The following is a 25,833-nucleotide window of genomic DNA, read 5'->3' on the forward strand; positions in this document are numbered from 1 at the left end:
AGCACAGCCGCTGTCCAAGGCGGATTGAGAGAAAGGACTATGTTGCCTGATCATTCCGTTTTAGATTTCCCGCAACTTCGAATCGCGAGGAAATCATGGCTCTCAAAGTCGCGGTCCAGATGGACCATATCAGCACGGTGAATATCACTGGCGATACCACATTCGCCCTTTCGCTCGAGGCGCAGAAACGCGGGCATGAGCTTTATCATTATACGCCCGACCGGCTTTCAATGCGCGATGGTGTCGTTTCCGCGCGTGTTGAAAAAATGGAAGTGCGCGACGTAAAGGGTGATCACTATACGCTGGGCGAAGCGGTGCGCCGTGATCTGTCGGAAATGGATGTGTTGCTTCTGCGTCAGGACCCGCCGTTCGACATGAACTACATCACCACCACCCATCTTCTGGAGCGGATTCACCCGAAAACACTGGTGGTCAACGATCCGGCATGGGTGCGCAACAGCCCGGAAAAAATCTTCGTGACGGAGTTTCCTGACCTGATGCCGGAAACGCTCATCACCAAGGATCCGCAGGAAGTCATGGATTTCCGTCGCGAGTTCGGCGACATCATTTTGAAGCCGCTTTACGGTAATGGCGGTGCGGGCGTCTTCCATCTGGCCGATGGTGACCGTAACCTCACCTCGCTTCTGGAAATGTTCGGTCAGCTCTTCAGGGAACCCTTCATTGCACAGCGCTATCTGAAAGACGTGCGCGCTGGTGACAAGCGCATCATCCTGATCGATGGCGAACCTGTCGGCGCAATTAACCGCGTGCCTTCGGAAACGGATGCCCGTTCCAACATGCATGTCGGTGGGCGTGCCGAACAGAGCAAGCTTACGCCGCGGGAACGCGAGATTTGCGAACGCATCGGCCCATCACTGAAAGAGCGTGGCTTCATTCTGGTCGGCATCGATGTGATCGGCGACTACATGACCGAAATCAATGTCACCTCTCCAACCGGTATCCGCGAAATCCAGCGCTTTGACGGAACCAATATTGCAGCCCTGTTCTGGGACGCGGTCGAATCCAAGCGTTAATTTGTTCTCCTAACGTTCTTGAACTTGCCGCTCGTCCGTGCTTAACTCTTTAAGTTGTATTTGAGGATTTACTCACTTAAGAGATGTGGTGCGTGGCGAGCGGGGGCACATGGTCGCGCGGGTTGGAACGGTTGCTTTTCAAGGCATAGAGGCTGTGCCTGTCGACGTGCAGGTGATGGTTGCGCCGGGCAAGATGGGCATGTCCATCGTCGGACTGCCAGACAAGGCAGTGGCAGAGAGCCGTGAGCGTGTACAAGCGGCATTGCATGCTTCTGGCCTGTCGATGCCGACCAAGCGGGTGACGGTCAATCTGGCGCCTGCCGATCTGCCGAAGGAAGGGTCGCATTATGATTTGCCCATTGCTGTCGGTCTTATGGCGGCAATCGGCGCCATTCCGGCGGATGCGATCCAGTCCTATCTCGTTCTGGGTGAGCTCTCGCTCGACGGTTCGATAACATCAGTGGCAGGTGTTCTGCCTGCTGCAATCGGCGCGAACCGGGATGAGAAAGGGCTCATCTGCCCGCATTCCTGCGGGCCGGAGGCGGCCTGGGCGGGCGCTGGTATCGACATATTGGCTCCGCGCAGCCTGATCGCCCTCGCCAATCATTTTCGTGGTACGCAGGTCCTGACCCGGCCGGAACCATCCATGCGGATTTCCGGTGAAACGGAACTCGATCTTGCCGACATAAAGGGGCAGGAGACCGCCAAGCGTGCGCTTGAAATCGCGGCAGCGGGCAATCACAATCTGCTGCTCGTCGGGCCGCCGGGATCAGGCAAGTCCATGCTTGCCCAGCGATTGCCATCCATTCTGCCCCGCCTTTCCCCGCGCGAGTTGTTGGACGTGTCGATGGTCGCCTCAATAGCAGGTGAACTTTCGGGTGGAAAACTATCGGATCGCCGACCGTTCCGAGCGCCACATCATTCGGCCTCGATGGCGGCAATGGTTGGCGGCGGACTGCGCGCGCGGCCCGGCGAGGTATCGCTTGCGCATAGCGGCGTGTTGTTTCTGGACGAGTTTCCAGAGTTTTCGCCGCAGGTTCTGGATTCGCTGCGCCAGCCGCTCGAAACCGGCGAATGCCTCATCGCCCGTGTCAATCATCGCACCAGCTATCCAGCGCGCTTTCAACTGATCGCGGCCATGAATCCCTGCCGCTGCGGAATGGCCGGTGAACCCGGACATGTCTGCGCACGCGGGCCGCGTTGTCAGGCCGACTATCAGGCGCGCATTTCAGGCCCACTTCTCGACCGTATTGACTTGCGTGTGGACATGCCTGCTGTCTCCGCCTTCGATCTCATCAAGCCATCCCGATCGGAATCGAGCGAGACGGTCGCGCAACGCGTCGCCCGTGCCCGCGCAATACAAACCGCGCGTTATTCCGCGCGTGGTCTGGAACCGTCCATGACCAACGCTTATTGTTCGGCGAAGCTGATAGAGGAAGTCGCCGAGCCGGATGCAGGCGGTCTCACACTTTTGCGCGACGCAAGCGAGCAGATGCGTTTTTCCGCCCGCGCCTATCATCGCATTCTCAAGGTCGCCCGCACGCTGGCCGATCTGGATGGGTGCGACCAAGTCGGCCGCATCCATCTGGCCAGCGCCATATCCTATCGCATGGGCGCGGAGAGGCTGGTTTCTGCAGCCTGAACTGGGGTCAGAGCAGTCAGCGTGGCGCTATCGGCACCCAGTGATGGAGGATGGCATTGTCTTCGCATGAGTAGCACCAGCAATGACCCTGAAAGGGCTGGTCATACTGGCGGCTGATCGGAAGTCCGGCCAGATGGCAAAGAAGGATCGTCCCGGCGCCGCCATGGCCGACAATAGCGATATCCCCGGAGGCTGTCGGTCGTTTCAATGCTTCGAAACCTTCTACGGTGCGCCTTTGCACATCAATGGCCCGCTCCCAACCACGAATGCTCGTTTCAGGCGCTGAAAAGAATTGGTCGGCGACAATCTCGTGTTGTTCGGCAGGTAGGAAGCCGGTGGCGCTGCGGTCGATCTCGTTAAAGCGGTGGTCCGTTGATGGGCTCGGTCCCAATGCGCCAGCCAGAATTTCAGCCGCTTCAATCGCCTTTGTTTCGCTGCTGGACCAGATCGATTTGATCGATTGCAGCTCTGGCTGGCTGGCAAAGAAATGCATGCGTTCAATGCCACGCTCCGACAGGCTCCATGACGGAACAGGCTTTGCGGGATCGATCACCACTTCCGGATGCGAGATGAAATAGATTTTTGTCATGCGGTCCCCAATAGTCGCATCTTTATGAACCACAGGGCGCGAAAAGCGCCCTGTGGTCATCTCATCGGGTTTATATCCCGAATGTTACCAAGCCATTCTCGTCTATGGCCCAGGCGGGGTTCCAGGCAATTTCCCAGGCGTGATCGTCGGGATCGGCGACATAGCCACGAAAGCCGCCATGGACTGGTGCATCGGCAGACCGCAACAGTTTGCCACCGGCTTCAACCAGCCGGTTTATCAGCGGCGCAACATCCGCTTTCTGTTCCACATTGTGCGCTAGGGAAAATGCGCCGGGCTGCAGAAGACCGCCGCGGTTCATATCGACTTCGAGGGAGGCTTTCAGAAAGGTTCCGAGAACGAAACCGTTCATCTGGTAGAAGATGATTTCTTCATTCTCGAAAACGGGCACCCAGCCGAAACCCTCGGCGTAGAAGCGACGCGAGCGCTCAAGATCGACGATACCAAGTGTAATGACGGAGATTTGCTGTTTCATGACCAAGACCTTTGTTCTCCAATGCACCATTGCATCGGAGTGGAAGGTCAAGGGACTCGACGCATGTGCCGAAATGAAAGCAATTGCGAAGGCCAGGACCCGCTTTGCAACGGGGATCGGGCTAACCGCACCGACCTCTCCTTTTTAGACCCGGAATGAATAACACATTCCGGGACCATCTTCAAAATCAATCGGGACGTTTCGATATCAGTGCACTGCGCCGACGAGAAGATTGTCCGGGCCTTCGATCGTGACCCAGCGACCGGTATCACTGGCGGCCTGACGTTTCAGATAGGTATAATCCGTCTCGTTCCAGCGCATGACTTCGTCGGTCAGATTGTCGAGAACGAAGTCACCACGATCCGTGCGAACGGTGAGGACCGCATGGCCTTCGCCGTCCGGCTTGCGAACGACAGTGATCAGAAGATCGGTAATCGGGATGCCTGCCTTCTGCAATTCACGCTGCTTCAGCAATACGTAATCTTCGCAGTCACCAACGGTGGTCGGATAAGCCCAGTATTCCTCAACGCCGTAGATTTCCATGTCGGTCATCGGCTTGATGCTTTCATTGACCGCAAGATTGATCTCGACGATGCGCTGCCAATTCGAATGGTTGAGTTGCAGCGCGCGGGTGTCGCGGCTGGTGATGCCGCATTCCTTGGCTTCGCGCTTGCAGAATTCATAATGTCCGATCGGCTGCGATGTCAGCTTGCCGGTCTGCATGAAGTCGCCGGAGGCGGCTTGTGCACCAAAGCTTGCCATCAGCAGCGAGGCCGCGAAACCGGCGGCTGCCATAATCTTTGTGGTCGAGCGAACAACGCAAAACATACTCAACGCCCTTTGGCTTTCGCCAGTTACTCATTTATTAACGAAACGTTAATGGCTGAAATACTCCGGAGTCAATTCAGTTCGCCTCGGGACCATCCGACTTCTTAATTAATGGTTAATGAGGGTACTCTTAAAAAATGCAATTAGTAATTGAATTTATAAGCCTTTCGAAGCGGATCGGGCGGTGAAAATCACTCATAATTTTGCCACGGTCCGGGCGCTTGTCTTTTGCCTCGAATAAGCCAATTGTTGGTGTTCGACCGGGTCGTAACGATCCCTTTGCAAAGGCCAAAAGATGACAGGCGCAACCACGCGCAAGGCCACGGCAGACGACATAGATGCGCTCCTGCGCATCGAAGAGCGCTGTTTCGAGACAGACCGAATTTCCCGCCGTTCATTTCGCGCCCTCATCGCGCGACCGACCGCAGAAACCATCGTTGCAACAATGGACGGGACGGTCATCGGCTATGCGATGATCTTGTTTCGTCATGGCACTGCGCTTGCACGGCTTTACTCGATAGCCGTCGATCCGGAGGCTAAGGTCAAGGGCGTCGGCTCTCTCCTGCTGCAGGCGGCGGAAACGGCAGCTTACGACCACGATCGTCCGTTGCTGCGGCTGGAAGTGCGCGAGGATAATGAACGTGCCATTTCGCTTTACAAGCGGCACGATTACCGCCCCATCGGACGCTATCTCGATTACTACGCGGACCATTCGGATGCGCTGCGTTTCGAAAAGACGGTTCGCGGCGACATTTCACCGGTCACAGCCTTTCCCTATTACGAGCAGACGACCGATTTTACCTGCGGTGCGGCTTGCCTGATGATGGTGCTTGCCCGACACAATCGGGAGACGCGGCTCGATCCCGTGCTGGAAGTCCGCCTTTGGCGCGATGCAACGACGATCTATATGATGTCGGGGCCGGGCGGTTGCGAGCCTTTCGGACTTGCGGTCGCTGCGCATGAGCGCGGTCTGAAAGCGTCGATCATCGTATCCATCGAGGACATGCTTTTCCTGCAATCGGTGCGTTCGGAAGAAAAACGCAAGATCATGCAACTGGCCCAGACCGACTTTCGCCAGCGCACGGAAGCCTATGCCATCGCGGTGGACTATCGTGGTTTCACGCTGCACGACATTCTGGACGCTCTGCGCCGCGGGGCGGCAGTAATCGTGTTGATCAGCGGCTATCTTATGTTCGGCAAGAAAGTGCCGCACTGGGTGCTTGCCCATGGTGAAGACGGGCGCCACATTCTCATTCACGACCCCTGGGTGGAGGAAGAGCTCGGCGAAACCATCGCCGATGCTGCAAACGTCCCTGTTCCCTTCCATATTTTCGACCGCATCGCGCGGTTCGGCAGTGATGGGCTCAGGGCAGCCGTTATTCTGGAAAAAAGGACGGACTGATGACGATCTGCGTCATTCTGGTAGGGCGCCTCTCGGATATCGATAATGGGGCGACGCCGCACAAGGTCATGACCACGCGCGACTATCTCGCGCATCCTGCGCTGTTCAATGGACAGTTGCGCCCGCGCATCATCAACCTGTCGCGCTCCTACGCCTATCAGAGCCGCGGCTATTACGCTTCGCTTCTGGCCGAAGCGCGGGGACATCGCATCATTCCCTCCGTGGAAACCATGATCGATCTGTCGGAACGGCGGCTTTATGAAAACGCCATTCCCGAGCTCGAAGACATGCTGAACAAGGCACTTGGCAAGCATCCGGAAAAAGCACCGGAAACGATCCATGTGCATTTCGGCCTTGCCGAAAATCCTGATTTTGAGCGCTTTGGCCGGCTGCTCTTCGACTGGTTCCGCGCTCCGTCGCTGGAGGTCACAGTCAAGCCGGGTGAATGGGCGCGGATCCAGAAGATCGCCTTTGCGAATATCACCAAGTTCTCCAAAACTCAGAAGGAACGCTTCGAAGAGGCGCTTGATCGCTATACACAGCGCGAGTGGCGCGCGGCGCGCCCAAAGGTCCCGGCACGCTATTCCTTCGCGACGCTGTGCGATCCGAAGGAAGCGATGCCGCCATCGACCGTGTCGACGTTGAAGCATTGGGCGAGGATTGCGGCCCGGCTTGGTGTGGAAGTGGAACCGATCGGCAAGCGTGATCTGCCGCGACTTGCCAATTATGATGCACTGTTCATCCGCGAGACGACGTCGATCTCCAATCATACCTACCGTTTCGCCAGGCGGGCGCAGCAGGAAAACATGCCGGTGATCGATGATCCGATTTCCATGATCCGCTGCACCAACAAGGTTTATCTGCACGAATTGATGCAGGCTAACGACGTGGCGGTTCCGCCGACGGTGATGATCGCGGGCGAGGAGGATCTGGAGCGGGCTGCCGACACGCTCGGCTTTCCGTTGGTCATCAAGATACCGGATTCGTCATTTTCGCGCGGCGTGAAGAAGGTGAAGGATTTTGCCGAGCTGAAAGCACTCGCCACATTATGGCTGGAGGATAGCGATCTTCTGCTGGCACAGAAATACATGCCGACGAAGTTCGACTGGCGTGTCGGCGTTCTCGATGGCAAACCGCTTTTCATCTGCCAGTATATGATGGCGAAGAACCACTGGCAGATCGTCAAGCACGATACGGGCGGCAAGCCGCTGGAAGGCGGGTTTCGTTCCTACGCCCTGGGAGATGCGCCGCCACCGGTTCTGGAAACCGGGCTGCGTGCAGCGCGCTGCATAGGCGACGGACTTTATGGCGTCGATCTGAAGGAAACGGATGATGGCGTGGTGGTGATCGAGGTCAACGACAATCCCAATCTTGAACATGGGATCGAGGATGCCGCCGAAAAGGACGAGGTCTGGATCAAGCTGACCCGCTGGTTCACCGACCGGCTGGATCGAAAATAGAGCATTTCCAGCAAAAGTGCGAAGCGGTTTTGCGTCGGATAATGCGTGAAAACAAATAGATAGAGCGGTTCCGACGATTCCATTTAAACCGGAACCGCTCTAGATCCAGCAGCCGGGTGAAGCCTCGCTGAAATCACAGAGGCGTGAAGCAGACCTTGGTGTGCCCTGCGCCGATGAAGCCGAGACGGCCTGCGGCACCTTTGGACAGGTCGAGGACGCGTCCTTTGATGAACGGGCCGCGATCATTGATGCGCACGACGAGCGACTTGCCGTTTCTCTGATTGGTAACCTTGACCTTGCTGCCAAGCGGCAGGGTGCGGTGCGCTGCGGTCAGACCGGACGGGTTCATACGTTCACCTGAAGCCGTGCGGGAAGTGAGGGCGTACCAGGAGGCACCGCCGCATTGCTGTGCTGAAGCCTCGATTGCGGTGGCCGCGAGAAGACCGGTTGCCGCAACGGCAAGCATAGCCATACGGGTCTTGAAAGTCATGCCAGATCCACTAGTTGTTAACGGGGTGTCCCACAGTTGTTACTGAGAAAGACAATTGCGAACTGGAATCTAAATGTGGCGATGGCGTGGTTCGAATGAGAACATTGTACGATATCTGAATCTATATCGCGTCGGGAAAATCATCCTATACTGAGCGTTGTTTACTTAAAGACATAAACATAACCAAGGAATATTAGGAAAGATTCAGCTTCGTTGCTGTAAAATCGTTTACGATTCGTTAGGAATCAGCGATAAGCCTTTGCTATGCCTTGTTTTCGCATGCTGATTGCAAGAAAATCTGCTTGGCCGGTTGCCGGTCTGGCGCGTTCGAATTGCAATTTCTATTTGTAAGGCAAGTTTTGGGATATTGTGCCAAAGTTGACGAAATAAGGCATTTTGGGGGAAGATTGCAATTTATGACTGTGTTTCATAAATTCTTACCGAGCCTCAAAAGTTATCCACAGGGGTTGAGTGACGGTGCGATGACGTTTCTTTGACTGCTGTGAACCTGCACGAAAGCGCGAAATTCCTGCTATAAGCGTGCGGATCAGACGACGGAACGCCATGCAGGATCACCAGGAAAAAGACAGGATCGAAACCGCTTCGCCCGCAATTTCAACGGGTAAGCGGATACTCTATCTTTGTCTTGGTTTCCTCATGCTGGGGCTTGGTATTATCGGTGCCTTCCTGCCGGTTATGCCGACCACGATCTTCATCATTTTTGCCGCGTGGTTCTTTGCGCGATCATCGCCGAAACTAGAAGCGCGTCTGCTTGCCGATCAGCGTTTTGGTCCGCTGGTCATTAAATGGCGCGAGCGTGGAGCCATCCCGCCGCGCGCAAAGCTTTATGCCTGTATCGGCATGACGGTCGGTTATGGCCTGTTCTGGTGGGGGGCGAAACCCGGCTGGCTGCTGGCCACAGTTGTTACGGTCTTCATGCTCGGTTCCGCTGCTTATGTACTTTCGCGTCCAAGCGATTAATACCTTCAACCATGCAAGCGTTCACGATAAGAGTGGCTAACAAAAATGGGAGCCGCCAATGTCTTTGCCTGTCGTCAATCCGCTGATCGATCGTCTTTCCGTGCCGCCCATTCCCGCGGTACAAGCCTGGGCGCGGAACTATGACGGTTCGCATGGTGCGCTGATTGATCTGTCGCAGGCAGTCCCCGGCTATCCCCCACATCCCGATATGCTGCGCTTTCTCGGCGAGGCGGCAGGCTCGGTCGCTTCCGCCGGTTACGGTCCGATCGAGGGCGAACGGATTCTGCGCGAAGCCTATGCAGCACATGTCGGCCAGCTTTATCGTGCGCAGATTGCCCCATCCAACGTCCACATTACATCTGGCTGCAATCAGGCCTTTATCGCCGCCATCATGTGTGTGGCGCAAAGCGGTGATACGGTTCTGACGACCGATCCGTTCTATTTCAACCATCGTTCGTCACTGGAAATGCTCGGCGTCACATCGGGCTCGGTACCCTGCCATGCCCAGAATGGTTTCATCCCCAGCGTGGAGGACGTCCGGGCTGCGCTCCGTCCGGGCATCGCGGCACTGGCGCTCGTTTCTCCCAACAATCCAACCGGGGCGATTTATCCAGTCGGGCTTTTGTCCGAGATTTATCGGCTTTGCCGCGACAATGGGACATGGCTTATTCTTGACGAGACTTATCGTGATTTTCTGGCCAACGCCAATAAGCCCCCGCACCGGCTTTTTGACGAGGCGGACTGGCCGTCGCATCTGATCCAGCTTTACAGCTTTTCAAAATCATTCTGCATTCCGGGGCACCGGCTTGGCGCGATTGTCGCGGGCGAGGCGATGGTCGAGAATGTCGCAAAAGTCATGGACAATTTGCAGATATGCGCAAGCCGCGCGCCGCAGATTGCTGTCGCGCGCGCCTTAGAACCTTTGAGCGGCTGGCGTGACGATAATCGTGGCGAGATCGCAAGGCGTGCCTCGGCGTTGCGGTCGGTCATGGCTAATCTCGAAGGCTGGCATGTGGAGGCGGTCGGCGCTTATTTCGCTTTCGTTCGTCATCCCTATCCGGATGTCTCGTCCGTCGAGGTTGCCGAACGTCTTGCAAAGTCGCTTGGCATCGTCACCTTGCCAGGCCAGTTCTTCGGTGAGGAGCAGGAGGCATTTCTACGCTTTGCCTTCGCCAATGTCGATGTTTCCGGCATAGAGGCTCTGGGTGCGCGTTTGCCGCATTTCTAGAGGTTGAAATCTTTGCCGGTTCAAAGCCCGGCAAAACCCCACAAAATCACTGGCAAGCGGCTCTGATACAAACCTGTAACAATAGTGTCATATGAATGTAATATAGAGCGCGTAGAGGGCTAACGACGCCACATCGTCATATGTCTTTTACAACAGGAGCCGCAGCTCATGAACAAGATGATTTCCTCGACCGCAGCGCTTGCCATCGCTGCCGTTATGTCGGTTTCCGCCGCTCAGGCGCGCGATCAGATTCAGGTTGCCGGTTCCTCGACCGTTCTGCCTTATGCAAAAATCGTTGCCGAGACGTTCGGCGAAACCTTCCCGAACTTCAAGACGCCGGTTGTTGAATCGGGCGGTTCGGGCGCAGGCATCAAGGAATTCTGCAAGGGCGTCGGTGAAAACACCATCGATATCGCCAATGCATCGCGCGCCATGAAGGACTCAGAACTGAAGTCCTGCATCGACGCTGGCGTCAAGGACGTTCAGGAAGTGCGCTTCGGCTATGACGGTATCGTCTTCGCGACCGACGCCAAGGGTCCGGATTGGAAGCTGAAGCCGGAAGATGTCTACAAGGCTCTCGCAGCCAAGCTGGTCGTCGACGGCAAGCTGGTCGACAATCCGAACACCAAGTGGAACCAGGTCAACCCGAACCTTCCGGATTGGGATATCGCTGCGTATATCCCGGGCGAAAAGCACGGCACCCGTGAAGTGTTCGAAGAAAAAGTTCTCGCCGATGGTTGCGAGCACTCCGGCGCTCTGGATGAAATCAAGAAGGCCGGTCTCGATGACAAGGCTGCCGCTTCCGCCTGTATCGCAGTGCGCAAGGACGGCAAGGCTGTCGACATCGACGGCGACTATGCCGAAACTCTGGCCCGCATCGACTCCAACAAGACCGGCGTTGGCATTTTCGGCCTCTACTTCTTCGAAAACAACGCCGACAAGCTGAAGGTTGCCACCGTCAACGACATCACGCCGTCGGCTGAAACCGTCGCTTCGGGTGAATATCCGGTGTCGCGCCCGCTGTTCTTCTACGTGAAGAAGGCTCACCTCGGCGTTATCCCGGGTCTCAAGGAATATGTTGAGTTCTTCCTGAACGATCAGATGATCGGTCCTGACGGCCCGCTTGCCGAATACGGCCTGGTTCCAGCTCCGGATGCAGAACGTGAAGCACAGCGCGCTGCCTTCTCCGACGGCAAGACGATGGCTGCGAAGTAAGTTTTAATCTGTGGAACGCGGGGATGACAAATCTCCGCGTTCTTCTCCTTTCGCGCCTTTGCACTAAGACAGGCGCATCCGCGTGGAACGGCATAAGGGTGGAAGCTGCACCTGCTGCTGGTCCAAATCATCAGGGCAACCGGGGAAATTGAATGTCCTTCTTTCTGGTTCTCGTCAGTATCGTTGCAATCGGGCTGATTGGATTCTTCATAGGCCGGCAGCGTGCCGTTGCGCTGGACAAGATCCAGTCTGCTTCCGCGCAAGCCTCGCGGACCGAGAAAATGCATTCCCGCCCGCATTATCATGGCTGGTGGGTTTTCCTCGTTTCTGCATTGCCTGCAGTTCTGTTTCTCGCTGTTTGGGCCGTTGGAACGTCGGTTTATCTCGATCACAGTGCGACCGCGCGTCTGCCGGACGCCGTCGAGGGCGGTTCCTTTACCAATCGCAGCCTGCAGCTCGGCATGGTGCGGGGCCTCGCCAACGGGCTTGACCGGCTGACGCCTGCCGAACTGGAAAATTTTCCGTCGACTTATCAGGACGCCCGCACACTTCTGGCATCCAAGGGCGTGGCGCTCGCGACCGAAGGCCAGGATTACATGGTGCCGATCGCGCTTTATCTGAAAAAGGCAACAGCGCTGACGCACACCATCGGTTCTGCTGTTTCCCTGGTGATCGCCATTGCAGGCCTGATCTTCGGCCTTTCCACGATCAGCCGCCGCATGCGCGCGCGCAACAATGTCGAACGGATCGTTCTCTGGGGCCTGATCGCCGCGTCCGGCATCGCCATCCTGACGACCGTCGGCATCATCTGCTCGATGCTGTTCCAGACGATCAGCTTCTTCCAATCCGTTTCGCCGTGGGAATTCTTCTTCGGCACAGTCTGGGACCCACGCTTTGCCGCTGCCGGTTCAGGTGGCGAAACGGGCCAGTTCGGTCTCATCCCGCTTCTGGCCGGTACGCTCTATATCGCGCTTGTGGCCATGCTGTTCGCGGTTCCTGTCGGATTGTTTTCGGCCATCTATATGGCAGAATATGCGTCACCAAGAGTGCGCACGGTTGTAAAACCGGTCCTCGAACTTCTGGCCGGTATTCCCAGCATCGTCTACGGCTTCTTCGCCCTTGTGACTGTCGGGCCATTTCTGCGCGATCTTTCGATTGCCATTGCGGGAGGGCAGGGCTTTATCATGGCGCAGAGCGTTCTCACCGCAGGTCTCGTGATGGGCGTGATGCTGATCCCGTTCGTATCGTCGCTTTCCGATGACATCATCACCGCCGTGCCGCAGACGTTGCGCGACGGTTCGCTCGGTCTCGGTGCAACCCACTCTGAAACCATTAAGCGCGTGATCCTTCCGGCTGCTCTGCCCGGCATCGTCGGTGCGCTTTTGATGACTGCATCCCGCGCTATCGGTGAAACCATGATCGTGGTTCTGGCGGCAGGCGTTGCGGCCCGTATCAACATCAACCCCTTCGAGGCGATGACCACCATCACGGTGAAAATCGTCAACCAGCTCACCGGTGACCTTGAGTTCAACTCGCCGCAAACGCTGGTGGCATTTGCGCTCGGCATCACGCTTTTCGTCCTGACGCTGATTATGAATATCTTTGCGCTGCATATCGTGCGCAAGTACCGGGAGCAGTACGAATAATGACCGATACGACCCTCAACACCAGCGGCACGACGGTACGACCGGCACGCCGCGATATCGGAATCAAACGTCGCTATGCCGCTGAACGTCGCTTCCGCTACTACGGTATTGCAGCGATTTCCATCGGCGTGTTCTTCCTCTGCGCGCTCCTGTTTTCGGTCTTTTCCAAGGGCTATACGGCCTTCTGGCAGACAACGCTTTATCTGCCGGTCAAGCTCAACGAGCAGGTCATCGACCCGGGCAACAAGCGCGCAACCGATCCGAATGTGCTGATCACGGCCAACTATCCGCTGCTGGTGCGCGACGCCCTTGCGGAAAAGCTCGGTGTTTCGACCACAGATCGTCCGGCAATGCGCGATCTGGGCCGCTTCTATTCCGACGGCGTACGCATTCAGTTGCGCAGAATAGTGATGGATAATCCGTCGCTCATCGGCACGACCCAGACCGTTCCGGTTCTGGCGGGCGCCGACATCGATTCCGCCTTCAAAGGGCAGATCGACCTCTCCGTGCCAGAGACGAGCCGCAAGGTTTCGGACCGTCAGGTTGGCTGGATGAAGACGCTTTCGGAAGAAGGCGTGATGAAGGAGGCCTTCAACACCGGTCTCTTCACCTTCGGCGCTTCCAGCCGTCCGGAGACGTCTGGTCTTGGCGTTGCGCTGGTCGGTTCGCTCTACATGATGCTGATCGTTCTCGGCCTGTCGCTGCCTATCGGCGTTGCTGCTTCGATCTATCTGGAAGAGTTCGCCAAGAAAAACCGGTTCACCGATATGATCGAGGTGAACATCAACAATCTGGCAGCGGTTCCGTCCATCGTGTTCGGTCTGCTTGGACTTGCGGTCTTCATCAATTTCTTCGGCCTGCCGCGCTCGGCTTCGCTGGTTGGTGGACTGGTGCTGACGTTGATGACGCTTCCCACCATCATCATCGCGACCCGCGCTGCCCTTCGCGCCGTGCCGCCATCGATCCGCTCTGCGGCTCTTGGCCTTGGCGCCTCGAAAACGCAGATGGTGTTCCACCATGTCCTGCCGCTTGCCGCACCTGGCATTCTGACCGGTACCATTATTGGCCTCGCCCATGCGCTTGGTGAAACCGCGCCGCTTCTGCTGATCGGCATGGTGGCTTTCGTTGCCGACGTTCCGTCGACACCGATGGACCCTTCGACCGCTCTGCCGGTCCAGATCTATATGTGGGCAAACGAAGCAGAACGTGCCTTTGTGGAACGCACGTCAGGCGCTATCATCGTCCTGCTTCTGTTCCTTGCCGTGATGAACATTGCAGCAATCATTCTGCGCCGCCGCTTCGAGCGCCGCTGGTAAACGGGAGTCGAAAGCTATGAATCTGATGACCGAACGATCTCTCGAGAAAGCCGTAGGAGAAAAAATGAACGCCAACGCCAATTCCATAAAGATGCGCGGCGACAAGGTCTGCGTATTTTATGGTGAGAAGCAGGCGCTGTTCGACGTCGATCTGGAAATCCAGGAACAGATGGTCACGGCGCTGATCGGCCCCTCCGGTTGTGGCAAGTCTACTTTCCTGCGTTCGCTCAATCGCATGAACGATACGATTGAAGGCTGCAAGGTCGGCGGCAAGATCACGCTCGACAATGAGGACATCTACGATCCGAAGATCGATGTCGTCGAATTGCGCGCCCGCGTTGGCATGGTGTTCCAGAAGCCGAATCCGTTTCCGAAGTCGATTTATGAAAATGTCGCCTACGGCCCGCGCATTCACGGTCTGGCCCGTACCAAGGCCGATCTGGAGGAAATCGTCGTGACGAGCCTGCAGAAGGCAAGCTTGTTCGAGGAAGTGAAGGACCGTCTGCACGATGCGGGCACGGGCCTTTCCGGTGGCCAGCAGCAGCGCCTCTGCATTGCGCGCGCGATTGCAGTGAGCCCGGAAGTCATTCTCATGGACGAACCTTGCTCGGCGCTCGACCCGATTGCTACCGCCAAGGTGGAGGAGCTGATCGACGAACTGCGCCAGAACTACACGATCGTGATCGTCACCCACTCCATGCAGCAGGCCGCCCGCGTTTCGCAGCGCACTGCCATGTTCCATCTCGGCAATCTGGTCGAAGTGGGCGACACGGAAACCATGTTCACCGCGCCGACCGAAAAGCGCACGCAGGACTACATCACCGGACGCTTTGGCTAATCCGGAACTGCGCTCAAACAGATAGACAGTGCGGCTTCCCCGCAATTTATATTACGAGGTCTACTATGCCGTCTCAGCATACCGTTCGCTCCTACGATGAGGAATTGAAGTTTCTCACCCATAAGATCGCCGAAATGGGCGGACATGCGGAACGTATGGTCGAGCAGTCGGTCGCCGCTATCGTCAATGCGGACAATGCGCTTGCACAACGCGTTATCTCCGACGATCTCATCCTCGATGCCAGTGAGCGCGAGATTGACGACAAGGCCGTGATGATTATCGCCAAGCGTCAGCCCATGGCTGTGGACTTGCGCGAGATCATCGGCTCGATCCGTATCTCCGCCGATCTGGAGCGCGTGGGCGATCTGGGTAAGAACATTGCCAAGCGCGTTGCCGCCGTTTCGGAATCACGCCAGCCGGTAAAGCTCTATCGCGGGCTTGAAACGCTGGCCGAACTGGCGCTGACCCAGCTCAAGGATGTGCTCGACGCCTATGCGTCGCGGTCAGTGCAGCAGATCAATGTCGTTCGCGATCGTGATGACGAGATTGACGCCATGTACACGTCGCTGTTCCGCGAACTGCTTACCTACATGATGGAGGATCCGCGCAATATTTCCGCCTGCACGCATCTTCTATTCTGCGCGAAGAACATCGAGCGCATCGGCGATCATGCGACCAACATCGCGGAGACCGTCTATTACATTGTGACCGGCCTGCAAATGCCGGCCGAACGGCCCAAGGAAGACCTGAGCCACGGCATAGTCGTGGATGAGGCGCGTAAACCCTGAACCACAGTCGGCCGAACTTCGGTCCGGCGGTTGAGAATGAGTGAATAGCGCGGCGGCACGCGGTCGATTGGGGGATTGTATCCACCGCCCGCCGAATTTGGATAGGGAAATACTGGATGTCACAGGCACCCAAAATCGCTGTGGTAGAAGACGAAGAGGCGCTGAGCGTTCTGCTTCGCTACAATCTCGAGGCTGAGGGCTACCAGGTCGATACGATGCTGCGCGGCGACGAGGCCGAAATCGCCTTGCGCGAGAACGTGCCGGATCTGCTCATTCTGGACTGGATGCTGCCAGGCGTATCGGGCATCGAGCTTTGCCGCCGCCTGCGTCAATGGCCTGAAACGGAGCGTCTGCCGATCATCATGCTGACGGCGCGTGGCGAGGAAAGCGAGCGTGTTCGCGGCTTGAGCGTCGGCGCGGACGATTATGTCGTGAAGCCATTTTCGACACCGGAACTTCTGGCGCGCGTCAAGGCGATGCTGCGCCGGTCCAATCCAAGCATTCTTTCTCACGTGCTGAAAGTGGGGGATCTCGTTCTCGACCGCCAGCAGCATCGTGTCTATCGCAAGGAAAAGGAAGTTCGCCTTGGGCCGACGGAATTCCGCCTGCTCGAATATTTCATGATGTCGCCTGGTCGTGTTTTCTCGCGAAGCCAGCTTCTCGATGGAGTATGGGGACCGGATATCTATGTGGACGATCGCACTGTGGACGTTCATGTCGGACGGTTGCGCAAGGCGATCAATGTTGGTCGCGCACTTGATCTGATCCGCACGGTCCGCGGCGCCGGTTATTCTTTCGGCTGATCGACGCTGTCATCCACGATTTCAGGAATTGAACTTATCCGGTCCGCCACGGCTCTCGTGGTGGACCGTCTTTGCTTGCGGCGAAGCGTTGTGATGCGCAGATCGGGCTCGTCCGATTCGCATTGGGACGGTCGAAACAGGCGTCGAAAACCCGATCTCACGCGATGTTACACATCTGTTTCCAAAGTTGACATGGAGCAACGGAACCTCTCTCTGAACAGAAATTCCGTAGATCATTTGAAACACCACGAATGTGCTTGCAAAAACTGCGCAAGCAAAAGCGAATTAAGGCAGCGATATGGCGTGTATTGCGAGACTTTGAATCTCATTAAATCAATATCTTATCTGAATTGATAGGTCACGTTAAGAAATTGTTAATATATTTAAAGGGCTTGTAGGCATATTCGCACTCTCGATTCGGAATTGTTTTCGGACGTTTCAGCCGTTCTCAGCATTGTTGGGATTTGACCCTTCGCCTTTTTTTGGCCTAAAAATTCCAAAACCTTGAATTCGATTGAGCGACAGTAGGGCGTGTGATTTTGATCTTCGTCCTCTTTGACTTGCACCGCAGTCAAACGTTCGAGCGCATCGTTCCAGATGTGTTTGCCCGAACGGATGACTGGATCAGTTAAGGGTCCTAATATGAGACTAAGCCATTGACGCGCGCCGCGAAGTGGAAATTGCCCGTTCTTATCGGGCTAGTGGTTGCGCCTTTCGTGGTGACCGGTTGCACGACGACCGGAACCTCGGGAAAAGCCAATTCGGAAAAGACGGCGGCAAGCCACGTCAAGACCGTCAATGGCGTGAAGACCTATACCTACACCGCACGGGACAAGAATTGTCTTGAGCGTGCGATGTTCTTCGAATCTAACCGTTCGAGTTCCGATGGCCTTCTGGCTGTCGGCACGGTTGTCATGAACCGCCTCGCATCGGGCCGTTATCCGGATACGATTTGTGGTGTCGTCGGTCAGAAGAACCAGTTTGCACCTGGTGTTCTTTCACGCCAAATGAATTCCAAAGCGCTGCCGGACGTCCAGGCCGCCGCCGACGCAGTCCTCAAAGGAGAACGGCATCCAAAGTTGAAGAATGCCATGTTCTTCCACACGGCTGGCCTGAAATTCCCCTATAACAACATGCATTATGTGCTCGTTGCGGGTGGCAATTCCTTCTACGAGAAGCGTAATCGCGACGGCTCGCTGCAAAGCCCGGTTCCGCAGGATCCATACAACCTCGCTCTGGCCTATTCACCACAATCGCCGTCCCTTCCGCAGGATCCGTCTTATGACGTGACCCTGCGGCAGACTGGCCCGGTTCCGGGAACGGAACCAACCGTTCAGGTGGCGCTCGCGGAAGCTGTAAAGGCTCAAAGCGTCGAACAGAATGTCGGTGCTGGTCCGCAGGCTCGTGGCGACCGCCTGGCGCGCCATCGCGGTGTTGCAGCGCCTCAACAGGAACAGCCTGTGCAGATGGCCTCCTACCAGTCGCAATTCGATACGACTGCTCCGCAGGCGACATCACTCGGCTATGCCCCTGCAAGCCAGAAGCAGGTTGACGCCATCGGCGCGCTCCTTCTGTCTCAGGACCGCCCGGAAGCACCGTTATAAGAAGCATTTTTATACTCGGATAAACTGAAACGCCGGTCTGATTTCATTCAGATCGGCGTTTTGATTTCATGGCTGGCTGCCGTCGCTTTCCGGTGCTGGATTCAAGGCCGGTAGATTGGACGATAGATCACCATCGGTGTGTCGTAGAAATCGACCTGGTTCTGCCAGGCGCGCCGATCGGCTCTGCGATCGAGGTCTAATCGCATGAGGCAATTGGCGAAAGCGTCGGTCTTGGCCTTGAAACCATAGCTGCGGCAGGTCTGTTCGTCGGCGGCGCGGCGTTGTTCGGGCGTCATGGTCACGCAGCCTGCAAGCAGACCTGTAATGCCCAGCAAGATAAGCACTTTCTTATTCATTACTAACTGCTTTCTTCTGCAACTGGCCGCATGAATACTATAGCGCAATGGCAGGAAAAAAGGTGGTGAAATTATGCCGTCTGATAAACTATCAGTGATTCCATATCCAAAGAGGTCTTCCACCCATGGCTCATGAAAAGCTGAACCCAATCATCGACCCGGTGAAACTTGAACGTCTGGCGGAAGTCGCTGTTCGCGTTGGCCTGCAATTGCGCGAGGGACAAGATCTCGTCATCACGGCACCGGTCGTCGCGCTGCCGCTGGTTCGCCTCATCGCCAAACATGCCTACAAGGCTGGCGCCGGTTTGGTAACGCCATTCTTCGCGGACGATGAAATGGCGCTCGCTCGTTACGAGAACGCACCTGACGCGAGTTTCGACCGCGCAGCAAACTGGCTTTATGAAGGCATGGCAAAGGCCTATTCGGATGGTGCCGCTCGACTGGCCATCGCAGCCGATAATCCCATGCTCCTTTCCAGCCAGGATCCGGCCAAGGTTTCACGTGCCAACCGCGCCAATTCGAAGGCTTATCAGCCGGCACTCGAGAAGATCGCCGGTTTCGACATCAACTGGAACATCGTCTCCTATCCCAACCCGGCATGGGCGAAGCTCATGTTTCCAAACGAACCGGAAGACATTGCGACCCACGAGCTGGCCGAAGCAATCTTCGCGGCTTCACGTGTCGATGTTGGCGATCCGGTCGGCGCCTGGGCGGCACACAATGCAGCGCTTCGTACGCGCACCCGCTTCCTGAACGGCAAGACTTATAGCGCCTTGTATTTCAAAGGCCCGAACACCGACCTGACGGTCGGACTTGCTGATGGTCATGAATGGCACGGCGGTGCTTCCACCGCGAAAAATGGTATCACCTGCAATCCGAACATTCCGACGGAGGAGGTATTCACCACGCCTCATGCACTGCGTGTCGAGGGGTATGTGACGAGTACCAAACCTCTGTCGCATCAGGGCACCCTGATCGAGAATATTGCGGTTCGCTTTGAAGGCGGACGGATCGTCGAGGCGAAGGCCAGTCGCGGTGAAGAAGTTCTCAACAAAGTGCTGGATACGGATGAAGGCGCCCGTCGTCTGGGTGAAGTGGCACTTGTGCCGCATTCCTCGCCGATCTCGCAGGGCGGGCTTCTGTTCTACAACACCTTGTTCGATGAAAATGCTGCAAGCCACATTGCGCTCGGCCAGTGCTATTCCAAATGCTTTGTCGATGGCGCAAACCTCACGCCGGAACAGATCAAGGCGCAAGGTGGCAATTCAAGTCTCATCCATATCGACTGGATGATCGGCTCTGGCCAGATCGACGTCGATGGCATCAACCCGAATGGAACTCGCGAACCGGTGATGCGAAGCGGCGAATGGGCTAACTAGAGCATGTCTCCCGAAAGTGGGAACCGGTTTCGGGATAAAGACATGCGTAAAAACAAATGGATAGAGCATTTCCAATGATTCAATCAAAACAGGAAATGCTCTAACTATCGAGGAACAGAAAAGGCCGGGAATTGCCCGGCCTTTTCATTGCATTTGTGAGGTCAGTTCTTTTCCTGAACATGGGCTTCCAGGAACCATAATGCCTTGTCGAGACTGCGGGATGCGGCGGTAAAAATATCCGCTGTATCGTCGTCGCCTGCATCGTCCGCATCCTTGATCGATTTGCGCAAGAGATTGGCAACATCGCCATAGCGTTCGATCAGGGCAAGCAGATGGTCGTGAACGGCATAGATATCGGTCGGATATGGCTTGAGCTTACTTTCCTTGGCCACGACCTGCGTGGTGCCATAGGCCGTCCCGCCGATCTGTACGGCGCGCTCGGCAATCGTATCGACATGTTCGTCGAGATCGTCGCGGAAACCGTCGAGCATCTCATGGACGGCGATGAACTGCGGCCCCTTGAGGTTCCAGTGCGCCTGCTTTGTGATGAGGGCAAGATCGATTGTCGCGGCGAGGTTTTCATTCAACAGCGCGATCATTGTCGTCTTCGTGTTGGAAGGAAGATCGTTGCGGGTTGCATGCATCGACTTCTTGGACATTTTATCCTCATATCCTTTTGCTCGATCCGGCTTGAAGCGACTGGGGGAGTATCGCTCATAGTCACGGGCAGCTATTCCAAACGCAAACGAACCCGCCAGATCCTTATGAGGTTCGATTGCCGGATGGGCCTTTGTCGCCGTCAGGACAACACAAAAACATTCCCGCACCCGATGACGAAATGCATATCGCCGGCTTTTGTTCCAAGAGAATGGCTAAAAACGAACACGATCCGGCCTTTGGGCAAGACTTGGCTTGTCGCGACGCAAAATCTGATTTACCCGGTTGCACATGAAGATACTTGCGCTTGATACTGCCGCTTCGTGGTGTTCCGTTGCCGTCTACAACTCCGATGGCGATGTCGTGCTTGCCGATGTGAGCGAAAACATCGGCAAGGGGCATGCGGAAGTATTGATGGACTACGTTGAACGTGCAGTGACAGAGGCGAGACTATCGCTTCGCGATATGGATCGAGTGGCGGTCAATATCGGTCCGGGATCGTTTACCGGTGTTCGTATCGGTGTTTCGGCGGCACGTGGTTTTGCACTGGCGCTGGGTGTTCCCGCCATCGGTATTACAGCTTTCGAAGCGCTGGCGGCGGAAACGCAGGCCCTATGGCCGGGGAAGCCGGCGCTGATCCTCCTCGATGCGCATCGCGGCGAGATTTATGCGCAAGCATTCGATGCGGAAGGTGGGCCGAACCTGAAGCCTCTGGTCCTGTCGCGGGAAGAGGCCGAGGCGCTTGCAGTGTCCCAAGCGGAGAACACGGTTCTCGCGGGTTCTGCAGCACCGGCGATCAATGAAGCCATCGGCAGTCGTTTCGCCTTAGGTCCGGTGGAACCGACGGCGAAAATCGGCATCTATGCGCGTCTGGCATACACGCGCCAGCCGGGCGATGCACCGAAGCCGCTTTATATGCGCGGACCCGATGCGAAGCCGCAGGTCGGGTTTGCCTTGCCACGCCGGCAGGCTGGAGAATAGCCGATGATGGGCTTGCCGTTCGGTCGTTTTGGCCGCAGACAGGTTTCAGTCGAACCGCTGAGCGCACAGGACAGTCATGCGATCCAGCGCATCCACGCCGTTGCTTTCCATCATGGCTGGAGTTCCGATGATTTCAGGTCGCTGATCGCGCAGGATACGGTTTTCGGCTTCGTTGCTCGTTTGGAAGGTAAGCCGAAAGACGCCTGTGGCTTCGTACTGGCTCGTCTGGTTGCGGGAGAAGCGGAAATACTGACGATTGCCGTTGCTCGCGATCTACAGCGTCAGGGCGTCGGGCGCGTGCTGATGGATGCTGTGTTGCGGCATCTCTATCAGGAGCGCGCTGAAACGCTTTTTCTGGAAGTGGATGAGGCGAATATTGCCGCACAGGCGCTTTATCGCCGTCTTGGCTTCCAGAAAGTTGGCGACAGACCCGCTTATTACGAAACGGCGAATGGGCATTCGGCCGCGCTGATATTGCGTCGCGACCTGAGCCGTGCATCGGCGGGGCCGCGATGATCGGAGCGATCCGCATCTTTCTCGTTGTTGCGGCTATGGCCTTGTTGAGCTTGTCGCTCATTCCGCTCCAGTATCTATTCCTGAAACTGAAGAATGGCTGGAAGCGACGTCTACCGACTTTTTTCCATCGTACCGTCGCGCGCCTGTTTGGCTTCCGCATCAAGACTGTCGGCCAGATGCATGAGGGACGCCCGCTTCTGCTCGTTGCCAATCACACCTCATGGAGTGATATCATCGTTCTATCGACGGTCGGTCAGGTATCCTTCATCGCCAAGTCGGAAGTCAGAAAGTGGCCTGTTTTCGGTATGTTCGCCGTTTTGCAACGGACCGTTTTCGTGGAACGGGAACGGCGGGGCAAGACGGCTGAACAAACATCGGAAATCGCCAAACGGCTGGCAACCGATGATGCGATGGTGCTGTTTGCAGAAGGCACGACATCGGATGGTAATCGCGTCCTGCCATTCAAGACGGCGCTTTTCGGTGCCGCACACGCTGCGATCAAGGAAGCCAATGTACCCGAAGTCGTGGTTCAGCCGGTTGCCGTTGCCTATACGGGTGTTCACGGCATGGCGATGGGCCGTTATTTCCGCCCGATCGCCTCTTGGCCGGGCGACGTCGAATTGATGCCGCACCTGAAAGGTATTTTGCGCGAGGGCGCCATCGATGTCGAGGTGCGTTTCGGCGAACCGGTCGTCGTGACCGCCAAGACCGACCGCAAGGCACTGGCCCGTACGATGGAAAACCGGGTGCGCGCACTTTTGCAAAGTGCGTTGCTGGGGCGCGAGATTCCGGAAGAATAACAGCCGCTCGATCAGGCGTTCAGCCGCTTGGCTAGAATGTCACCTTTCAAAATGACGACAAAAGCTGTAGATAGCCGCGCATGAGCGACAATATCACCGATCTTGAACCAACGGCAGAGCGCCCCAATGTGCGCAAGGTTTTCGTAAAAACCTATGGCTGCCAGATGAACGTCTACGATAGCCAGCGTATGGCCGACAGCCTTGCAGCGGAAGGCTATGTCGCAACCGATACGCCGGACGATGCCGATCTGGTTCTGCTCAATACTTGCCATATTCGCGAGAAGGCGTCGGAAAAGCTCTATTCCGCGCTTGGCCGGCTACGCAAGATGAAGGACGCGCGCGAAGCGAATGGCAAGGAACTGACCATTGGCGTTGCAGGATGCGTGGCGCAGGCTGAAGGACAGGAAATCCTTCGCCGCGCGCCAAATGTCGATCTCGTCATCGGTCCGCAGACCTATCACCGGCTGCCGAACGCGCTTGCACGGGTTCGCGGCGGCGAAAAGGTTGTCGAGACCGAATATGCCCTGGAGGACAAGTTCGAGCATCTGCCGTCGCCAAAGCGTGAGGAAACCCGCAAGCGCGGTGTTTCTGCTTTCCTGACAGTGCAGGAAGGCTGCGATAAGTTCTGTACCTTCTGTGTGGTGCCCTATACGCGCGGTTCCGAAGTTTCGCGCAGCGTGAAGCAGATCGTGGCTGAGGCCGAGCGTCTCGCTGATAGCGGCGTGCGCGAACTGACCTTGCTTGGCCAGAACGTCAATGCCTGGCACGGTGCTGGCGACGATGGTCGCGAATGGGGACTGGGCGAGCTTCTGTTTCGCTTAGCGCGCATCCCGGGCGTTGCCCGTCTTCGTTACACGACAAGCCATCCACGCGACATGGACGACAGTCTGATTGCCGCCCACCGTGACCTGCGCCAGTTGATGCCCTATCTGCATTTGCCGGTGCAATCCGGCTCGGACCGCATTCTCAAGGCGATGAACCGTCGCCACAAGGCGGATGAATATGTACGTCTGATCGAACGCATCCGCGAAGTCAGGCCGGATATGGCGCTGTCGGGTGATTTCATCGTCGGTTTCCCCGGCGAAACCGATCAGGATTTCGAAGATACGATGCAGTTGGTGCGCGCGGTCAATTATGCGCAAGCCTATTCGTTCAAATATTCGCCGCGCCCCGGAACACCGGGTGCCGATCTTGATGGTCATGTGGAGGAAGCGGTCAAGGATGAGCGCCTCCAGCGCCTCCAGGCGCTTCTGTCCGAGCAGCAATATGCGTTTCAAGCTTCCATGATCGGTCGCGAGATGGACGTGCTCATCGAAAAGCCGGGCCGTGAGGCGGGCCAGATGGTAGGGCGCTCGCCCTGGCTTCTGCCGGTCGTCATCGACGGCAGCAGCGACAGCGTTGGCGACATAATTCATGTGAAAATCACGTCCACAGGCACCAATAGCCTTATTGCGCAAAAACTGACCTGAAGGCATGATGGTGTTGAGGCAGAAAATTTCGGCGTTTTGAGTCGCTTGCCGGTAATCCTGTCGAGACGGTGATTGCAATGCGTGAACGGTTTGTGTTCACGCAGAATCTGGTCTGAAAAGTCTGCAACTTTTCAAGATTCTGCTTTAAGGAGATACGGTTGAGCGCTACGGAAAAGCTGAAGTCTGCCAAGCCAACCAATCAAACGCAAAAAAGCCCGACGACCGGCGCCTCGGATATGGCCCACATCGTGCTCACCTTCGACAACAACCGTTTTGCCAGCGCGCTTTACGGTCAGTTCGATGAGAATCTGGCCCGTATCGAACAGAAGCTTGGCGTGGATGTCCGCTCCAAGGGGAACCAGCTTTCGATCAGGGGCGAGCCGACCGCGACCGAGCAGGCGCGGCGTACGCTCGATCATCTTTATGAAACGCTGCAAAAGGGTCATGAGCTGACGACGTCGGATGTCGACGGAGCATTGCGCATGGCAATCGCTGCCGATGACCAGTTGACGCTACCGACCATGGAAAACAAGGGCAAGCTTTCGGCAGCCCAGATTTCCACGCGCAAGAAGACAATCTTTGCCCGCACGCCGACGCAGGACGCCTATATGCGCGCGCTCGATCGGTCGGAGCTGGTGCTCGGCGTCGGACCTGCCGGTACCGGCAAGACCTATCTTGCCGTCGCCCATGCGGCGATGTTGCTTGAACGCGGCCTCGTCGAGCGTATCATCCTGTCGCGTCCGGCTGTCGAGGCAGGCGAACGATTGGGCTTCCTGCCGGGTGACATGAAGGAGAAGGTCGATCCCTATCTGCGTCCGCTCTACGATGCACTTTACGACATGATGCCCGCCGATAAAGTCGAGCGTGCCATCACTGCGAACGTGATCGAGATCGCGCCGCTGGCCTTTATGCGCGGACGCACGCTGGCGCATTCTGCAGTCATTCTCGATGAAGCTCAGAACACGACTTCCATGCAGATGAAGATGTTCCTGACCCGCCTCGGCGAAGGATCACGCATGATCGTGACCGGAGATCCGAGCCAGATCGATCTTCCACCGGGCCAGAAGTCGGGTCTCGTGGAAGCGCTTCGTGTGCTGGACGATGTCGAAGGCGTCATCAAGGTGCGCTTCACCGAGAAGGATGTCGTTCGTCATCCTCTGGTGGCTGCCATTGTCGGGGCTTACGATCGCGACGGCAAGCAGCACGCCCGTTCCGAATGATGCGAGCACGCGGATTGATCTTGCAATTGCCTATCGGAATCACGATTTAAAAAATGCTGTCTGTCCTTTGGGCAGGCAGCTTTCATACAATTGAAAGG

The 25,833-nt window shown here is 56.6% G+C and carries 25 protein-coding genes; 19 read left to right on the top strand and 6 right to left on the bottom strand.

Annotated features, from left to right (window positions below; genetic code table 11):
- The first annotated feature begins 95 nt into the window (after window positions 1–95).
- Window positions 96–1,034, top strand: a complete 939-nt coding sequence (gshB, locus tag FIB18_RS10105; RefSeq protein ID WP_140020585.1) for a glutathione synthase — start codon at window positions 96–98, stop codon at window positions 1,032–1,034.
- Between the two features lie 109 nt (window positions 1,035–1,143).
- Window positions 1,144–2,676 (top strand): YifB family Mg chelatase-like AAA ATPase, encoded by a 1,533-nt coding sequence (locus tag FIB18_RS10110; protein WP_140020767.1) that lies wholly within the window; start codon window positions 1,144–1,146, stop codon window positions 2,674–2,676.
- A 16-nt stretch (window positions 2,677–2,692) separates the two neighbouring features.
- Here the strand turns inward: FIB18_RS10110 and FIB18_RS10115 are convergent, their stop codons facing one another.
- From FIB18_RS10115 to FIB18_RS10125, 3 genes are all read right to left on the bottom strand, one after another.
- Window positions 2,693–3,265, bottom strand: a complete 573-nt coding sequence (locus FIB18_RS10115; protein ID WP_140020586.1) for a histidine phosphatase family protein — start codon at window positions 3,263–3,265, stop codon at window positions 2,693–2,695.
- A 70-nt stretch (window positions 3,266–3,335) separates the two neighbouring features.
- Entirely contained in the window at window positions 3,336–3,758 is a 423-nt protein-coding gene (locus FIB18_RS10120) for a VOC family protein (protein WP_140020587.1), read from the bottom strand.
- A gap of 207 nt (window positions 3,759–3,965) precedes the next feature.
- Complete coding sequence (locus FIB18_RS10125; protein ID WP_109987061.1) at window positions 3,966–4,586, bottom strand: transglutaminase-like cysteine peptidase; 621 nt, start codon at window positions 4,584–4,586, stop codon at window positions 3,966–3,968.
- A gap of 295 nt (window positions 4,587–4,881) precedes the next feature.
- Here FIB18_RS10125 and FIB18_RS10130 point away from each other — a divergent pair, with 295 nt between their 5' ends.
- The gene (locus FIB18_RS10130) at window positions 4,882–5,988 is read left to right on the top strand and encodes a peptidase C39 family protein (RefSeq protein ID WP_140020588.1); all 1,107 of its coding nucleotides are present in this window, start codon (window positions 4,882–4,884) and stop codon (window positions 5,986–5,988) included.
- Window positions 5,988–7,448, top strand: a complete 1,461-nt coding sequence (locus FIB18_RS10135; protein ID WP_140020589.1) for a RimK family protein — start codon at window positions 5,988–5,990, stop codon at window positions 7,446–7,448. Before FIB18_RS10130 ends, FIB18_RS10135 begins: the two co-directional genes overlap by 1 nt.
- A 133-nt stretch (window positions 7,449–7,581) precedes the next feature.
- Here FIB18_RS10135 and FIB18_RS10140 read toward each other — a convergent pair whose 3' ends face one another.
- Entirely contained in the window at window positions 7,582–7,938 is a 357-nt protein-coding gene (locus tag FIB18_RS10140) for a septal ring lytic transglycosylase RlpA family protein (protein ID WP_006468123.1), read from the bottom strand.
- 564 nt (window positions 7,939–8,502) lie between these two features.
- Between FIB18_RS10140 and FIB18_RS10150 the strand changes: the two genes are divergently transcribed.
- From FIB18_RS10150 to FIB18_RS10195, 9 genes are all read left to right on the top strand, one after another.
- Complete coding sequence (locus FIB18_RS10150) at window positions 8,503–8,919, top strand: YbaN family protein (RefSeq protein WP_140020590.1); 417 nt, start codon at window positions 8,503–8,505, stop codon at window positions 8,917–8,919.
- A gap of 64 nt (window positions 8,920–8,983) precedes the next feature.
- The gene (locus FIB18_RS10155) at window positions 8,984–10,147 is read left to right on the top strand and encodes an aminotransferase (protein ID WP_174977417.1); all 1,164 of its coding nucleotides are present in this window, start codon (window positions 8,984–8,986) and stop codon (window positions 10,145–10,147) included.
- A 168-nt stretch (window positions 10,148–10,315) separates the two neighbouring features.
- Complete coding sequence (locus FIB18_RS10160; RefSeq protein ID WP_140020592.1) at window positions 10,316–11,362, top strand: PstS family phosphate ABC transporter substrate-binding protein; 1,047 nt, start codon at window positions 10,316–10,318, stop codon at window positions 11,360–11,362.
- Between the two features lie 152 nt (window positions 11,363–11,514).
- Window positions 11,515–13,008: a phosphate ABC transporter permease subunit PstC gene (pstC, locus tag FIB18_RS10165; protein ID WP_140020593.1), complete on the top strand. Its 1,494-nt coding sequence runs from the start codon at window positions 11,515–11,517 to the stop codon at window positions 13,006–13,008.
- On the top strand, window positions 13,008–14,324 hold the full coding sequence (pstA, locus tag FIB18_RS10170; protein ID WP_140020594.1) for a phosphate ABC transporter permease PstA: 1,317 nt from the start codon (window positions 13,008–13,010) through the stop codon (window positions 14,322–14,324). The genes pstC and pstA overlap by 1 nt, the downstream gene beginning before the upstream one ends.
- A 64-nt stretch (window positions 14,325–14,388) precedes the next feature.
- Window positions 14,389–15,162, top strand: coding sequence for a phosphate ABC transporter ATP-binding protein PstB (pstB, locus tag FIB18_RS10175; RefSeq protein ID WP_168436390.1), 774 nt, complete (start codon window positions 14,389–14,391; stop codon window positions 15,160–15,162).
- 65 nt (window positions 15,163–15,227) lie between these two features.
- The gene (gene phoU, locus FIB18_RS10180) at window positions 15,228–15,950 is read left to right on the top strand and encodes a phosphate signaling complex protein PhoU (protein ID WP_006468129.1); all 723 of its coding nucleotides are present in this window, start codon (window positions 15,228–15,230) and stop codon (window positions 15,948–15,950) included.
- 116 nt (window positions 15,951–16,066) lie between these two features.
- Window positions 16,067–16,753 (top strand): phosphate regulon transcriptional regulator PhoB, encoded by a 687-nt coding sequence (gene phoB, locus FIB18_RS10185; protein WP_105543056.1) that lies wholly within the window; start codon window positions 16,067–16,069, stop codon window positions 16,751–16,753.
- Between the two features lie 656 nt (window positions 16,754–17,409).
- On the top strand, window positions 17,410–18,357 hold the full coding sequence (locus tag FIB18_RS10195; RefSeq protein ID WP_140020597.1) for a cell wall hydrolase: 948 nt from the start codon (window positions 17,410–17,412) through the stop codon (window positions 18,355–18,357).
- Between the two features lie 101 nt (window positions 18,358–18,458).
- On the opposite strand, the gene FIB18_RS10200 is transcribed toward FIB18_RS10195, so the two are convergent.
- Window positions 18,459–18,713 carry a hypothetical protein gene (locus tag FIB18_RS10200; RefSeq protein ID WP_140020598.1) on the bottom strand — a complete coding sequence of 85 codons (255 nt, stop codon included), beginning with the start codon at window positions 18,711–18,713 and terminating at the stop codon, window positions 18,459–18,461.
- A 125-nt stretch (window positions 18,714–18,838) separates the two neighbouring features.
- Here FIB18_RS10200 and FIB18_RS10205 point away from each other — a divergent pair, with 125 nt between their 5' ends.
- Window positions 18,839–20,092 (top strand): aminopeptidase, encoded by a 1,254-nt coding sequence (locus tag FIB18_RS10205; RefSeq protein ID WP_140020599.1) that lies wholly within the window; start codon window positions 18,839–18,841, stop codon window positions 20,090–20,092.
- A gap of 161 nt (window positions 20,093–20,253) precedes the next feature.
- Here FIB18_RS10205 and dps read toward each other — a convergent pair whose 3' ends face one another.
- Window positions 20,254–20,751, bottom strand: coding sequence for a DNA starvation/stationary phase protection protein Dps (gene dps / locus FIB18_RS10210; RefSeq protein ID WP_140020600.1), 498 nt, complete (start codon window positions 20,749–20,751; stop codon window positions 20,254–20,256).
- A 289-nt stretch (window positions 20,752–21,040) separates the two neighbouring features.
- Between dps and tsaB the strand changes: the two genes are divergently transcribed.
- The 5 genes from tsaB to FIB18_RS10235 all read left to right on the top strand — a co-directional run bounded on the left by tsaB (window position 21,041) and on the right by FIB18_RS10235 (window position 25,735).
- Window positions 21,041–21,730 carry a tRNA (adenosine(37)-N6)-threonylcarbamoyltransferase complex dimerization subunit type 1 TsaB gene (gene tsaB, locus FIB18_RS10215; RefSeq protein WP_140020601.1) on the top strand — a complete coding sequence of 230 codons (690 nt, stop codon included), beginning with the start codon at window positions 21,041–21,043 and terminating at the stop codon, window positions 21,728–21,730.
- A 3-nt stretch (window positions 21,731–21,733) separates the two neighbouring features.
- Window positions 21,734–22,246: a ribosomal protein S18-alanine N-acetyltransferase gene (gene rimI / locus FIB18_RS10220; protein ID WP_140020602.1), complete on the top strand. Its 513-nt coding sequence runs from the start codon at window positions 21,734–21,736 to the stop codon at window positions 22,244–22,246.
- Window positions 22,243–23,046, top strand: a complete 804-nt coding sequence (locus FIB18_RS10225; RefSeq protein ID WP_140020603.1) for a lysophospholipid acyltransferase family protein — start codon at window positions 22,243–22,245, stop codon at window positions 23,044–23,046. Before rimI ends, FIB18_RS10225 begins: the two co-directional genes overlap by 4 nt.
- Window positions 23,047–23,126: 80 nt before the next feature.
- On the top strand, window positions 23,127–24,515 hold the full coding sequence (miaB, locus tag FIB18_RS10230) for a tRNA (N6-isopentenyl adenosine(37)-C2)-methylthiotransferase MiaB (RefSeq protein ID WP_140020604.1): 1,389 nt from the start codon (window positions 23,127–23,129) through the stop codon (window positions 24,513–24,515).
- Between the two features lie 158 nt (window positions 24,516–24,673).
- Window positions 24,674–25,735, top strand: coding sequence for a PhoH family protein (locus tag FIB18_RS10235; RefSeq protein ID WP_174977410.1), 1,062 nt, complete (start codon window positions 24,674–24,676; stop codon window positions 25,733–25,735).
- The last annotated feature ends 98 nt before the right edge of the window (window positions 25,736–25,833 follow it).

Source organism: Brucella pecoris, from assembly GCF_006376675.1.
Taxonomy (GTDB): domain Bacteria; phylum Pseudomonadota; class Alphaproteobacteria; order Rhizobiales; family Rhizobiaceae; genus Brucella; species Brucella pecoris.

What these genes read in the sequence shown, in the direction of transcription:
- gshB (WP_140020585.1), top strand. Translation starts at nt 96, where the DNA reads ATGGCTCTCAAAGTCGCGGTCCAGATGGACCATATCAGCACGGTGAAT.
- FIB18_RS10110 (WP_140020767.1), top strand. Translation starts at nt 1,144, where the DNA reads ATGGTCGCGCGGGTTGGAACGGTTGCTTTTCAAGGCATAGAGGCTGTG.
- FIB18_RS10115 (WP_140020586.1), bottom strand. Translation starts at nt 3,265, where the DNA reads ATGACAAAAATCTATTTCATCTCGCATCCGGAAGTGGTGATCGATCCC.
- FIB18_RS10120 (WP_140020587.1), bottom strand. Translation starts at nt 3,758, where the DNA reads ATGAAACAGCAAATCTCCGTCATTACACTTGGTATCGTCGATCTTGAG.
- FIB18_RS10125 (WP_109987061.1), bottom strand. Translation starts at nt 4,586, where the DNA reads ATGTTTTGCGTTGTTCGCTCGACCACAAAGATTATGGCAGCCGCCGGT.
- FIB18_RS10130 (WP_140020588.1), top strand. Translation starts at nt 4,882, where the DNA reads ATGACAGGCGCAACCACGCGCAAGGCCACGGCAGACGACATAGATGCG.
- FIB18_RS10135 (WP_140020589.1), top strand. Translation starts at nt 5,988, where the DNA reads ATGACGATCTGCGTCATTCTGGTAGGGCGCCTCTCGGATATCGATAAT.
- FIB18_RS10140 (WP_006468123.1), bottom strand. Translation starts at nt 7,938, where the DNA reads ATGACTTTCAAGACCCGTATGGCTATGCTTGCCGTTGCGGCAACCGGT.
- FIB18_RS10150 (WP_140020590.1), top strand. Translation starts at nt 8,503, where the DNA reads ATGCAGGATCACCAGGAAAAAGACAGGATCGAAACCGCTTCGCCCGCA.
- FIB18_RS10160 (WP_140020592.1), top strand. Translation starts at nt 10,316, where the DNA reads ATGAACAAGATGATTTCCTCGACCGCAGCGCTTGCCATCGCTGCCGTT.
- pstC (WP_140020593.1), top strand. Translation starts at nt 11,515, where the DNA reads ATGTCCTTCTTTCTGGTTCTCGTCAGTATCGTTGCAATCGGGCTGATT.
- pstA (WP_140020594.1), top strand. Translation starts at nt 13,008, where the DNA reads ATGACCGATACGACCCTCAACACCAGCGGCACGACGGTACGACCGGCA.
- pstB (WP_168436390.1), top strand. Translation starts at nt 14,389, where the DNA reads ATGAACGCCAACGCCAATTCCATAAAGATGCGCGGCGACAAGGTCTGC.
- phoU (WP_006468129.1), top strand. Translation starts at nt 15,228, where the DNA reads ATGCCGTCTCAGCATACCGTTCGCTCCTACGATGAGGAATTGAAGTTT.
- phoB (WP_105543056.1), top strand. Translation starts at nt 16,067, where the DNA reads ATGTCACAGGCACCCAAAATCGCTGTGGTAGAAGACGAAGAGGCGCTG.
- FIB18_RS10200 (WP_140020598.1), bottom strand. Translation starts at nt 18,713, where the DNA reads ATGAATAAGAAAGTGCTTATCTTGCTGGGCATTACAGGTCTGCTTGCA.
- FIB18_RS10205 (WP_140020599.1), top strand. Translation starts at nt 18,839, where the DNA reads ATGGCTCATGAAAAGCTGAACCCAATCATCGACCCGGTGAAACTTGAA.
- dps (WP_140020600.1), bottom strand. Translation starts at nt 20,751, where the DNA reads ATGTCCAAGAAGTCGATGCATGCAACCCGCAACGATCTTCCTTCCAAC.
- tsaB (WP_140020601.1), top strand. Translation starts at nt 21,041, where the DNA reads ATGAAGATACTTGCGCTTGATACTGCCGCTTCGTGGTGTTCCGTTGCC.
- rimI (WP_140020602.1), top strand. Translation starts at nt 21,734, where the DNA reads ATGATGGGCTTGCCGTTCGGTCGTTTTGGCCGCAGACAGGTTTCAGTC.
- FIB18_RS10225 (WP_140020603.1), top strand. Translation starts at nt 22,243, where the DNA reads ATGATCGGAGCGATCCGCATCTTTCTCGTTGTTGCGGCTATGGCCTTG.
- miaB (WP_140020604.1), top strand. Translation starts at nt 23,127, where the DNA reads ATGAGCGACAATATCACCGATCTTGAACCAACGGCAGAGCGCCCCAAT.